General features: G+C 53.5%; 11 protein-coding genes and 2 pseudogenes. 11 read left to right on the top strand and 2 right to left on the bottom strand.

The window, feature by feature from the left end:
- Positions 1-835: pseudogene (gene yojI, locus EA14781_RS04600) on the top strand (microcin J25 efflux ABC transporter YojI); the annotation flags it as partial.
- Between the two features lie 207 nt (positions 836-1,042).
- Complete coding sequence (mqo, locus tag EA14781_RS04595; RefSeq protein WP_000758097.1) at positions 1,043-2,689, top strand: malate dehydrogenase (quinone); 1,647 nt, start codon at positions 1,043-1,045, stop codon at positions 2,687-2,689.
- Positions 2,690-3,461: 772 nt separating this feature from the next.
- On the opposite strand, the gene eco is transcribed toward mqo, so the two are convergent.
- Together eco and yojO are read right to left on the bottom strand one after the other, a co-directional pair.
- Complete coding sequence (eco, locus tag EA14781_RS04590) at positions 3,462-3,950, bottom strand: serine protease inhibitor ecotin (protein WP_000849212.1); 489 nt, start codon at positions 3,948-3,950, stop codon at positions 3,462-3,464.
- A 132-nt stretch (positions 3,951-4,082) separates the two neighbouring features.
- Positions 4,083-4,247: pseudogene (gene yojO, locus EA14781_RS25965) on the bottom strand (protein YojO).
- Positions 4,248-4,355: 108 nt separating this feature from the next.
- Here yojO and napF point away from each other — a divergent pair.
- From napF to ccmB, 9 genes are read left to right on the top strand one after another with little or no spacing between them, the layout of a single operon-like run.
- Positions 4,356-4,850: a ferredoxin-type protein NapF gene (gene napF / locus EA14781_RS04585; RefSeq protein WP_000686749.1), complete on the top strand. Its 495-nt coding sequence runs from the start codon at positions 4,356-4,358 to the stop codon at positions 4,848-4,850.
- On the top strand, positions 4,840-5,103 hold the full coding sequence (gene napD / locus EA14781_RS04580) for a chaperone NapD (protein ID WP_000557370.1): 264 nt from the start codon (positions 4,840-4,842) through the stop codon (positions 5,101-5,103). Before napF ends, napD begins: the two co-directional genes overlap by 11 nt.
- A complete protein-coding gene (napA, locus tag EA14781_RS04575) occupies positions 5,100-7,586 on the top strand; it encodes a periplasmic nitrate reductase subunit alpha (protein ID WP_000778050.1) in 2,487 nt (828 codons plus the stop codon). Before napD ends, napA begins: the two co-directional genes overlap by 4 nt.
- A gap of 6 nt (positions 7,587-7,592) precedes the next feature.
- On the top strand, positions 7,593-8,288 hold the full coding sequence (gene napG, locus EA14781_RS04570) for a ferredoxin-type protein NapG (RefSeq protein ID WP_000091301.1): 696 nt from the start codon (positions 7,593-7,595) through the stop codon (positions 8,286-8,288).
- A complete protein-coding gene (gene napH / locus EA14781_RS04565; RefSeq protein WP_000013480.1) occupies positions 8,275-9,138 on the top strand; it encodes a quinol dehydrogenase ferredoxin subunit NapH in 864 nt (287 codons plus the stop codon). Before napG ends, napH begins: the two co-directional genes overlap by 14 nt.
- Complete coding sequence (gene napB / locus EA14781_RS04560; protein ID WP_000835177.1) at positions 9,135-9,584, top strand: nitrate reductase cytochrome c-type subunit; 450 nt, start codon at positions 9,135-9,137, stop codon at positions 9,582-9,584. The genes napH and napB overlap by 4 nt, the downstream gene beginning before the upstream one ends.
- Before the next feature lie 9 nt (positions 9,585-9,593).
- The gene (gene napC, locus EA14781_RS04555) at positions 9,594-10,196 is read left to right on the top strand and encodes a cytochrome c-type protein NapC (RefSeq protein ID WP_000528369.1); all 603 of its coding nucleotides are present in this window, start codon (positions 9,594-9,596) and stop codon (positions 10,194-10,196) included.
- A 14-nt stretch (positions 10,197-10,210) separates the two neighbouring features.
- Positions 10,211-10,834, top strand: coding sequence for a cytochrome c biogenesis heme-transporting ATPase CcmA (gene ccmA, locus EA14781_RS04550; protein ID WP_000525603.1), 624 nt, complete (start codon positions 10,211-10,213; stop codon positions 10,832-10,834).
- Positions 10,831-11,493 (top strand): heme exporter protein CcmB, encoded by a 663-nt coding sequence (gene ccmB, locus EA14781_RS04545; protein WP_000971724.1) that lies wholly within the window; start codon positions 10,831-10,833, stop codon positions 11,491-11,493. The genes ccmA and ccmB overlap by 4 nt, the downstream gene beginning before the upstream one ends.
- Positions 11,494-11,521: the final 28 nt, after the last annotated feature.

The following is an 11,521-nucleotide window of genomic DNA, read 5'->3' as shown; positions in this document are numbered from 1 at the left end:
AACATTATTGTTCCTGCGAACGCCGCTACTTTCGGCAGTTGGCGCATTGCCGACGTTGTTGACGGCACAGGTGGCGTTTAACAAGCTGAACAAATTTGCGCTCGCGCCTTTTAAAGCGGAATTCCCACGCCCGCAGGCATTTCCTGACTGGCAAACGCTGGAGTTGCGTAATGTAACATTTAGCTATCAGGATAACGCTTTTTCCGTTGGGCCGATTAACCTCACCATTAAACGTGGCGAACTGTTGTTTCTTATTGGTGGCAACGGTAGCGGTAAATCAACGCTGGCGATGTTGTTGACTGGCTTATATCAGCCGCAAAGCGGAGAAATTCTGCTGGATGGCAAACCTGTCCGCGGTGAAAAAACAGAAGATTATCGCAAGCTGTTTTCAGCGGTATTTACCGATGTCTGGCTGTTCGATCAACTGCTGGGGCCGGGGGGGAAACCTGCTAACCCGCAACTGGTCGAAAAGTGGCTGGCTCAGTTGAAAATGGGCCATAAGCTTGAGTTAAGTAATGGGCGAATTCTTAACCTGAGGTTATCAAAAGGGCAGAAAAAACGCGTGGCGTTGTTGCTGGCGTTGGCAGAAGAACGCGACATTATCCTGTTGGATGAATGGGCGGCGGATCAGGATCCGCACTTCCGCCGTGAGTTTTATCAGGTGTTGCTGCCGTTAATGCAGGAGATGGGTAAAACCATTTTTGCTATCAGCCATGATGATCACTACTTTATCCACGCTGACCGCCTGCTGGAGATGCGCAGCGGGCAGCTTAGCGAGCTGATCGGCGAAGAACGCGATGCGGCTTCACGTGATGCCGTTGCCCGGACGGCATGATGTTTTCACTTTTACCTGGTGGTTTTCCGCCACCAGGTAAAAATCCTTTCTTTCCAATAACCCTATAATTAATCAACGGAATTATAATGTTTCTAAAATTAGAATATAAACTATAAACATTATTTAAATATTGTTGCTTAAGTGTTACCGTTGATGCCGCGCAAATCTCACCTGCAATAAAGCGACTAAAAGTAAGGCATTAACAAGATGAAAAAAGTGACTGCCATGCTCTTCTCGATGGCCGTGGGGCTTAATGCCGTTTCGATGACGGCAAAAGCGAAAACGTCCGAGGAGCAGGAAACTGATGTACTGTTGATTGGCGGCGGCATTATGAGCGCCACGTTGGGAACCTATCTGCGGGAGCTGGAACCGGAATGGTCGATGACCATGGTAGAGCGCCTGGAGGGCGTCGCGCAGGAGAGTTCGAACGGCTGGAACAACGCCGGAACCGGGCATTCTGCGTTGATGGAGCTGAACTACACCCCGCAAAACGCCGATGGCAGCATCAGTATTGAAAAAGCAGTCGCCATTAACGAAGCATTCCAGATTTCCCGCCAGTTCTGGGCCCACCAGGTAGAGCGCGGCGTGCTGCGAACTCCGCGATCGTTTATCAATACTGTTCCGCATATGAGCTTTGTCTGGGGCGAAGATAATGTTAACTTCCTGCGTGCCCGTTATACCGCATTGCAACAAAGTTCACTGTTCCGTGGTATGCGTTATTCTGAAGATCATGCGCAAATCAGAGAGTGGGCGCCACTGGTGATGGAAGGGCGTGATCCGCAGCAGAAAATAGCGGCCACGCGTACAGAAATCGGCACTGATGTGAATTATGGCGAGATCTCGCGTCAGTTGATCGCTTCATTACAAAAGAAATCTAACTTTTCGCTGCAGCTCAGCAGCGAAGTCCGCGCCCTGAAACGTAATGACGATAATACCTGGACTGTCACGGTTGCCGATCTGAAAAATGGCACTGCGCATAACATCCGCGCGAAGTTTGTCTTTATTGGCGCGGGCGGTGCGGCGTTGAAGTTGTTGCAGGAGTCCGGGATCCCGGAAGCAAAAGACTACGCGGGTTTCCCGGTGGGGGGACAGTTCCTCGTTTCGGAAAACCCTGACGTGGTTAATCACCATCTGGCGAAGGTATATGGCAAGGCATCCGTTGGTGCGCCGCCGATGTCGGTTCCACATATTGATACCCGCGTTCTGGATGGTAAACGCGTGGTGCTGTTCGGGCCTTTTGCTACTTTCTCAACGAAATTCCTCAAAAACGGTTCACTGTGGGATTTGATGAGTTCTACCACCGCTTCAAACATGATGCCGATGATGCACGTCGGGCTGGATAATTTTGATCTGGTGAAATACCTGGTGAGTCAGGTGATGTTGAGCGAAGACGATCGTTTTGAAGCGTTGAAAGAGTACTATCCGCAAGCGAAAAAAGAAGACTGGCGTTTATGGCAGGCGGGGCAGCGCGTGCAGATTATCAAGCGTGATGCCGAGAAAGGCGGCGTTTTGCGTCTGGGAACAGAAGTCGTCAGTGACCAGCAAGGAACCATTGCCGCGCTGTTGGGGGCATCGCCGGGGGCGTCAACTGCCGCGCCGATTATGCTGAATTTGCTGGAAAAAGTGTTTAGCGATCGTGTATCCAGTCCGCAATGGCAGGCCACGCTGAAATCAATAGTTCCCTCCTACGGCAGCAAATTGAATGGCGATGTGGCAGCGACAGAACGTGAGTTGCAGTACACCAGCGAGGTGCTGGGCCTGAAATATGACAAGCCGCAGGCGGCAGACAGCACGCCGAAACCGCAGTTAAAACTGCAACCTGTACAGAAAGAAGTGGCGGATATTGCGTTGTAATGATGCGCCGGCTCCGGCACCCAGCTCGGGCGTCAGATGTCGGATGCGGCGTAATCGCCTTATCCGACCTACGTGGGCTGCACTTCACAGCGGCGTAGGCCTGATAAGACGCGCCAGCGTCGCATCAGGAATCGGCTCCGGGATTGGATGTCGGATGCGGCGTAACCGCCTTATCCGACCTACGGGGGGCGGCACTTCACAGCAGCGTAGGCCTGATAAGACGTGCCAGCGTCGCATCAGGCACCCGGCTCCGGGATTGGATGTCGGATGCGGCGTAACCGCCTTATCCGACCTACGGGGTGCGGCACTTCACAGCAGCGTAGGCCTGATAAGACGCGCCAGCGTCGCATCAGGCAACTGGCTCAGGTGTCAGATGTCGGATGCGGCGTAACTGCCTTATCCGACCTACGGGGAGCGCAGCACTTCACAGCGGTGTAGGCCTGATAAGACGCGTCAGCGTCGCATCAGGCACCCGGCTCCGGGATTGGATGTCGGATGCGGCGTGACCGCCTTATCCGACCTGCGGGCGCAGCACTTCACAGCGGCGTAGGCCTGATAAGACGCGCCAGCGTCGCATCAGGCAATCGGCTCCGGGATTGGATGTCGGATGCGGCGTAACCGCCTTATCCGACCTGCGGGGCGCAGCACTTCACAGCGGTGTAGGCCTGATAAGACGCGTCAGCGTCGCATCAGGCACCTGGCTCAGGCGTCAGATGTCGGATGCGGCGTGACCGCCTTATCCGACCTGTGGGGGGCAGCACTTCACAGCAGTTTAGCGAACTACCGCGTTGTCAATTTTCTCTTCCGCTTTCCAGATGCGGTACTTCACATCCACATTGTCTGGCGTATATACCACGATTGGCAGTTTGCTGTTGTAACGCAGCATTCCGGCATCGCCCAGATATGCGGTGACAAATTTCTTCTCTTTCTTACCATCCGGGCAAGCCATCATCGTTGAAACCGGGGAGCTGACTTTATCAAAGACATAATAATCATAGCCCCAGCCTTCCAGGGTTTTGCTTTCCAGTTTCCCGCCAAGACGATGCAGATTGCAATCCACTTCCAGCGTCTGACCGATTAACAGTTCTACTTTGAGGGTAGATTCATCTTCTTGCGGTGTAAGCTGAATCACCTGACGTTTCATTCCTTTTTCAGCTTGTGGGTACGGCGCGATTTTTTCCAGCGGCTGGACGCTTTCTGCCGCCCAGGCCGAGGTTGTGGCGAAAGCAGCAAATAAAACGGCAGGTAGAATAGTCTTCATTTTGTATTCCTTTCTTCATTTATAGGTTTTCACCAATGATGTCGCTGAAGATTAGCATATTCACTAAATTTATTAATTTGCTTTGTGAATGATTTAAAGGAGATTCAGACAATTTAACCTGCTCTGTTAGTGTTATGTACTGATGAATAGTGGCGACTGGAGAAATATCTTTGGTGAATTTATCGCTATATAATTTTGTTTATAACCATTTGAAATGTGAGCAAAACCCCGTTTTTACCATCTTTCCCGCCACTCTTTTGATCCGGCAACAGGTTTTACCTCGATCGGGGTATGCATCTCTGACACATCCTTTAATATCTTAACGCTCATAAAAATGACTTATTAATTATGCGGTTTATTTGGTCGTTCTCTGATTTCAGAGTGCGTTAATGATGGAAGGTCAATGTGAAAATTGATGCATCCCGTCGGGGCATACTCACTGGTCGCTGGCGCAAAACCAGTAACGGTATCCGTCCGCCCTGGTCCGGTGACGAGTCTCATTTTCTGACCCATTGCACTCGCTGTGATGCCTGCATTAATGCCTGTGAAAACGGTATATTGCAGCGCGGCGCAGGTGGCTATCCAACCGTCGATTTCAAAAATAATGAATGTAGTTTCTGCTACGCCTGTGCGCAAGCTTGCCCCGAATCGCTATTTTCTCCGCGCCACACCAGGGCTTGGGATTTGCAGTTCACCATTGGGGAAGCGTGCCTGGCGTATCAGGCCGTTGAATGCCGTCGCTGCCAGGATAGCTGTGAACCGATGGCAATTATCTTTCGCCCGACGCTTTCTGGGATCTACCAACCGCAACTTAATAATCAACTTTGCAACGGATGTGGTGCATGTGCAGCCAGTTGTCCGGTATCAGCCATAACTGCGGAGTATCTCCATGCACACTAACTGGCAAGTTTGCAGCCTGGTGGTCCAGGCAAAAAGCGAGCGAATTCCAGATATCAGCAGCCAACTGAACGCCTTTCCCGGCTGTGAAGTCGCCGTCAGCGACGTGCCGAGCGGTCAGTTGATTGTGGTAGCGGAAGCCGAAGACAGCGAAACGCTAATTCAAACTATTGAGTCAGTACGCAATGTAGAGGGCGTGCTGGCGGTGTCGCTGGTTTATCACCAGCAGGAAGAGCAAGGTGAGGAAACACCATGAAACTCAGTCGTCGTAGCTTTATGAAAGCTAACGCCGTTGCGGCCGCTGCGGCGGCTGCCGGTCTCAGCGTGCCGGGCGTTGCCCGCGCCGTTGTTGGTCAGCAGGAAGCCATTAAATGGGATAAAGCGCCGTGCCGTTTCTGTGGTACGGGTTGCGGCGTTCTGGTCGGAACGCAACAGGGGCGTGTGGTGGCCTGTCAGGGCGACCCGGATGCGCCGGTTAACCGTGGCCTGAACTGCATTAAGGGCTATTTCCTGCCCAAAATCATGTACGGTAAAGACCGTTTAACGCAGCCGCTGCTGCGTATGAAAAACGGTAAATATGACAAAGAAGGCGAATTCACCCCAATCACCTGGGACCAGGCCTTCGATGTGATGGAAGAGAAATTCAAAACTGCCCTGAAAGAAAAAGGGCCGGAGTCGATCGGTATGTTCGGTTCTGGTCAGTGGACTATCTGGGAAGGTTATGCCGCGTCCAAACTGTTCAAAGCGGGCTTCCGTTCGAACAATATCGACCCGAACGCGCGTCACTGTATGGCGTCGGCGGTTGTTGGCTTCATGCGTACCTTTGGTATGGATGAGCCGATGGGCTGCTATGACGACATCGAACAGGCTGATGCGTTTGTGCTGTGGGGCGCGAACATGGCGGAGATGCACCCGATCCTGTGGTCGCGCATCACTAACCGTCGCCTTTCTAATCAGGATGTCACTGTGGCGGTGCTTTCTACTTACCAGCATCGTAGCTTTGAACTGGCAGATAACGGCATCATCTTTACGCCACAGTCTGACCTGGTGATCCTGAACTATATCGCCAACTATATCATTCAAAACAATGCGGTGAATCAGGACTTCCTGAGCAAGCACGTCAACCTGCGCAAAGGGGTGACGGATATCGGTTATGGCTTACGTCCGACTCATCCGCTGGAAAAAGCGGCGAAAAACCCGGGATCCGACGCGTCCGAACCGATGAGCTTTGAAGATTACAAAGCCTTCGTTGCCGAATATACGCTGGAAAAAACCGCCGAAATGACTGGCGTGCCGAAAGATCAGCTGGAACAACTGGCGCAGTTGTATGCCGATCCGAACAAGAAAGTCATCTCCTACTGGACGATGGGCTTCAACCAGCATACCCGCGGCGTGTGGGCCAACAACCTGGTTTACAATCTGCACCTGCTGACGGGTAAAATTTCCCAGCCGGGCTGCGGTCCGTTCTCCCTGACGGGGCAACCTTCCGCGTGTGGTACTGCGCGTGAAGTGGGCACCTTTGCTCACCGTCTGCCTGCGGACATGGTGGTGACCAACGAGAAACACCGTGATATCTGCGAGAAGAAGTGGAATATTCCGAGCGGCACGATCCCGGCAAAAATCGGTCTGCACGCGGTAGCACAAGACCGTGCGTTGAAAGACGGCACGCTGAATGTTTACTGGACGATGTGTACCAACAACATGCAGGCCGGGCCGAACATTAATGAAGAACGTATGCCGGGCTGGCGCGATCCGCGCAACTTTATTATCGTCTCTGACCCGTATCCGACGGTCAGTGCGCTGGCAGCCGACTTAATCCTGCCGACTGCAATGTGGGTAGAGAAAGAGGGGGCTTACGGTAACGCTGAACGCCGTACCCAGTTCTGGCGTCAACAGGTACAGGCGCCGGGCGAGGCGAAATCGGATCTCTGGCAGTTGGTCCAGTTCTCCCGCCGCTTCAAAACTGAAGAAGTGTGGCCGGAAGAGTTGCTGGCGAAGAAACCGGAACTGCGCGGCAAAACTCTGTATGAGGTGCTGTATGCTACCCCGGAAGTGAGCAAATTCCCGGTATCCGAACTGGCGGAAGATCAACTGAACGATGAATCCCGCGAGCTGGGCTTCTATCTGCAAAAAGGGTTGTTCGAAGAGTACGCGTGGTTTGGTCGCGGTCATGGTCACGATCTCGCGCCGTTCGACGACTATCACAAAGCGCGTGGTATTCGCTGGCCAGTGGTTAACGGTAAAGAAACCCAGTGGCGTTATAGCGAAGGTAACGACCCGTACGTGAAAGCGGGCGAAGGTTACAAGTTCTACGGCAAACCGGATGGCAAAGCGGTGATCTTCGCGCTGCCGTTTGAACCGGCGGCAGAAGCCCCGGATGAAGAGTATGACCTGTGGCTTTCTACCGGACGCGTACTGGAGCACTGGCACACCGGCAGTATGACTCGCCGTGTACCAGAACTGCACCGTGCCTTCCCGGAGGCCGTGCTGTTTATCCATCCGCTGGATGCGAAAAAACGCGACTTGCGTCGTGGCGACAAAGTAAAAGTGGTTTCTCGCCGTGGTGAGGTTATCTCGATTGTCGAAACGCGTGGTCGTAACCGTCCGCCGCAGGGCCTGGTGTACATGCCGTTCTTCGACGCCGCACAGTTGGTTAACAAACTGACGCTGGATGCGACCGATCCGCTCTCGAAAGAGACGGACTTCAAGAAGTGCGCGGTCAAACTGGAGAAGGTGTAAGCCATTATGTCCCGGTCAGCGAAACCTCAAAATGGTCGCCGCCGCTTTCTGCGCGATGTCGTTCGCACAGCTGGCGGGCTGGCTGCCGTGGGCGTGGCGCTGGGGTTACAACAGCAAACCGCACGCGCATCTGGCGTGCGGTTGCGCCCGCCCGGAGCCATAAACGAGAACGCCTTTGCCAGTGCCTGTGTACGTTGCGGTCAGTGTGTTCAGGCTTGCCCTTACGACACTTTAAAACTGGCGACGCTGGCCTCTGGCCTGTCGGCAGGTACGCCGTATTTTGTCGCGCGGGATGTTCCTTGCGAAATGTGTGAGGACGTTCCGTGCGCCAAAGTGTGCCCCAGTGGTGCGCTGGATCGTGAGATCGAATCGATCGATGACGCGCGGATGGGGCTGGCAGTGCTGGTGGACCAGGAGAACTGCCTCAACTTTCAGGGATTGCGCTGCGATGTTTGTTATCGCGAATGCCCGAAAATTGATGAAGCGATTACCCTGGAGCTGGAACGCAATACGCGTACCGGCAAGCACGCCCGTTTTCTGCCAACGGTTCACAGCGATGCCTGTACTGGCTGCGGTAAGTGCGAAAAAGTGTGCGTGCTGGAACAACCGGCAATCAAGGTGTTGCCGTTGTCTCTGGCGAAAGGGGAGTTAGGTCACCACTACCGCTTCGGTTGGCTGGAGGGGAACGATGGCAAATCGTAAACGTGACGCCGGGCGAGAGGCGCTGGCGAAAAAAGGCTGGTGGCGCAGTCACTGTTGGCTGGTGTTGCGTCGCCTTTGCCAGTTCTTCGTGCTGGGCATGTTTCTGAGCGGTCCGTGGTTTGGCGTGTGGATTTTGCATGGCAACTACAGCAGTAGCTTGTTGCTCGACACTGTCCCGCTGACCGATCCGCTGATGACGCTACAAAGCCTTGCCAGCGGTCATCTGCCAGCCGCAGTGGCATTGACTGGTGCAGTGATTATCACTGTGCTCTACGCCCTGGCTGGAAAGCGATTATTTTGCAGCTGGGTCTGCCCGCTGAACCCGATTACCGATTTAGCGAATTGGTTGCGCAGGCGATTTGAACTCAATCAGTCCGCGACAATCCCACGTCATATTCGGTACGTGTTGTTGGTTGTCATCCTGGTAGGATCGGCCTTAACCGGTACGCTCATCTGGGAATGGATCAACCCCGTTTCCCTGATGGGGCGCAGTCTGGTAATGGGATTCGGCAGCGGCGCGCTGCTTATTCTCGCGCTGTTTTTATTTGATCTACTGGTCGTTGAACACGGCTGGTGCGGGCACATTTGTCCGGTGGGCGCGTTGTATGGCGTGCTGGGTAGCAAAGGTGTTATCACCGTTGCGGCCACCGATCGGCAGAAATGTAACCGCTGTATGGATTGTTTTCATGTTTGCCCGGAACCGCATGTGCTACGTGCCCCGGTGCTGGATGAACAAAGCCCGGTGCAGGTCACCAGCCGCGATTGCATGACGTGCGGTCGCTGCGTGGATGTCTGTTCTGAGGATGTATTTACAATAACTACACGATGGAGTTCGGGAGCGAAATCATGAAAAGCCATGACCTGAAGAAAGCGCTGTGTCAATGGACGGCGATGCTGGCCCTGGTGGTAAGCGGCGCGGTTTGGGCGGCTAATGGCGTCGATTTTAGCCAGTCGCCGGAAGTATCCGGGACACAGGAAGGGGCCATTCGGATGCCAAAAGAGCAGGAGCGGATGCCGCTGAACTATGTGAATCAACCACCAATGATCCCGCATAGCGTTGAAGGTTATCAGGTAACGACCAATACCAACCGCTGCTTACAGTGCCACGGTGTTGAAAGTTATCGCACTACCGGCGCACCGCGCATCAGTCCTACTCACTTTATGGATAGTGACGGCAAAGTAGGCGCAGAAGTGGCTCCGCGTCGTTACTTCTGTCTGCAATGTCACGTACCGCAGGCCGATACCGCGCCAATCGTGGGGAATACCTTTACCCCATCAAAAGGTTACGGGAAATAAGAGGTTATTATGGGAAATTCTGACCGTAAGCCTGGTCTGATTAAGCGCCTGTGGAAATGGTGGCGTACTCCCAGCCGTCTGGCGCTGGGCACGTTGTTGTTGATTGGTTTTGTCGGCGGCATCGTCTTTTGGGGTGGCTTTAACACCGGTATGGAAAAAGCCAACACCGAAGAGTTCTGTATTAGCTGTCACGAAATGCGCAATACGGTGTATCAGGAGTACATGGATTCCGTGCACTACAACAACCGTAGCGGTGTGCGAGCGACCTGCCCGGATTGCCACGTTCCGCATGAGTTTGTGCCCAAAATCATACGCAAGCTCAAAGCAAGTAAAGAGCTGTATGGTAAAATCTTTGGCGTTATTGACACGCCGCAGAAATTCGAAGCTCATCGCCTGACTATGGCACAGAATGAGTGGCGGCGAATGAAGGATAATAACTCGCAGGAGTGCCGTAACTGTCACAACTTCGAGTATATGGATACAACCGCTCAGAAATCTGTTGCTGCGAAGATGCATGATCAGGCAGTGAAAGATGGGCAAACTTGTATTGATTGCCATAAAGGGATAGCGCACAAGCTGCCTGATATGCGCGAAGTCAAACCAGGTTTTTAACAGGGTGTTATTGCGTGGGTATGCTTGAAGCCAGAGGATTACTCTGCGAACGGGATGAACGAACTTTATTTAGCGGTTTGTCCTTTACGCTGAATGCAGGAGAGTGGGTACAAATTACTGGCAGCAATGGTGCGGGGAAGACAACGCTTCTTCGTCTGCTGACGGGATTGTCTCGCCCTGATGCAGGTGATGTTCTCTGGCAAGGGCAGCCCTTGCATCAGGTACGCGACAGCTACCATCAAAATTTGTTATGGATAGGCCATCAGCCGGGGATCAAAACCCGGCTGACGGCGTTAGAAAATCTGCACTTTTATCATCGCGAAGGCGATACCGCACAATGTCTGGACGCTCTGGCGCAGGCCGGGCTTGCCGGATTCGAAGATATTCCTGTTAATCAACTTTCTGCCGGGCAACAGCGTCGTGTTGCTCTGGCGCGTTTGTGGCTGACTCGCGCCACATTGTGGATCCTCGATGAACCTTTTACTGCGATTGATGTTAACGGCGTCGATCGTCTGACCCAGTGTATGGCGCAGCATACGGAGCAGGGGGGGATTGTGATTCTGACCACTCACCAGCCGCTCAACGTCGCTGAAAGTAAAATTCGCCGTATTTCGCTGACGCAAACGAGGGACGCATGATGTTCTGGCGTATTTTCCGTCTTGAACTGCGTGTGGCGTTTCGCCATAGCGCCGAAATCGCCAATCCACTATGGTTCTTTCTTATTGTTATTACTCTTTTTCCGCTCAGTATCGGCCCGGAGCCGCAACTGCTGGCGCGAATCGCCCCTGGCATTATCTGGGTGGCGGCGCTGCTTTCCTCCCTGCTGGCACTGGAGCGACTGTTCCGTGACGATTTACAGGACGGCAGTCTTGAACAATTAATGTTGTTGCCATTACCCTTGCCCGCCGTTGTGCTGGCGAAGGTGATGGCGCACTGGATGGTAACCGGCTTGCCGTTACTCATCCTCTCGCCACTGGTGGCATTGCTACTGGGAATGGATGTCTATGGCTGGCAAGTGATGGCGCTGACGCTGCTGCTGGGAACCCCAACACTGGGCTTTCTCGGTGCGCCGGGCGTGGCGCTAACGGTGGGACTCAAGCGCGGGGGAGTGCTGCTCAGCATTCTGGTGCTACCGCTGACCATCCCATTACTCATCTTTGCCACTGCGGCAATGGACGCGGCTTCAATGCATTTGCCCGTTGACGGGTATCTGGCAATTTTAGGCGCGCTGCTGGCAGGTACTGCGACATTAAGTCCTTTTGCGACGGCGGCGGCGTTACGAATCAGCATTCAATAACGCTGATTTACTTATTTTTGTTCAAGTC

The organism is Escherichia albertii NBRC 107761 = DSM 17582 (assembly GCF_000759775.1).
Taxonomy (GTDB): Bacteria; Pseudomonadota; Gammaproteobacteria; order Enterobacterales; family Enterobacteriaceae; genus Escherichia; species Escherichia albertii.
This window is presented reverse-complemented; position numbering and strand designations above follow the sequence as displayed.

Bases quoted from the DNA above. Each gene is read 5' to 3' on its own strand.
- napA (WP_000778050.1), top strand. From the start codon at position 5,100: ATGAAACTCAGTCGTCGTAGCTTTATGAAAGCTAACGCCGTTGCGGCC.
- ccmB (WP_000971724.1), top strand. From the start codon at position 10,831: ATGATGTTCTGGCGTATTTTCCGTCTTGAACTGCGTGTGGCGTTTCGC.
- napH (WP_000013480.1), top strand. From the start codon at position 8,275: ATGGCAAATCGTAAACGTGACGCCGGGCGAGAGGCGCTGGCGAAAAAA.
- napG (WP_000091301.1), top strand. From the start codon at position 7,593: ATGTCCCGGTCAGCGAAACCTCAAAATGGTCGCCGCCGCTTTCTGCGC.
- napC (WP_000528369.1), top strand. From the start codon at position 9,594: ATGGGAAATTCTGACCGTAAGCCTGGTCTGATTAAGCGCCTGTGGAAA.
- eco (WP_000849212.1), bottom strand. From the start codon at position 3,950: ATGAAGACTATTCTACCTGCCGTTTTATTTGCTGCTTTCGCCACAACC.
- mqo (WP_000758097.1), top strand. From the start codon at position 1,043: ATGAAAAAAGTGACTGCCATGCTCTTCTCGATGGCCGTGGGGCTTAAT.
- napB (WP_000835177.1), top strand. From the start codon at position 9,135: ATGAAAAGCCATGACCTGAAGAAAGCGCTGTGTCAATGGACGGCGATG.
- napD (WP_000557370.1), top strand. From the start codon at position 4,840: ATGCACACTAACTGGCAAGTTTGCAGCCTGGTGGTCCAGGCAAAAAGC.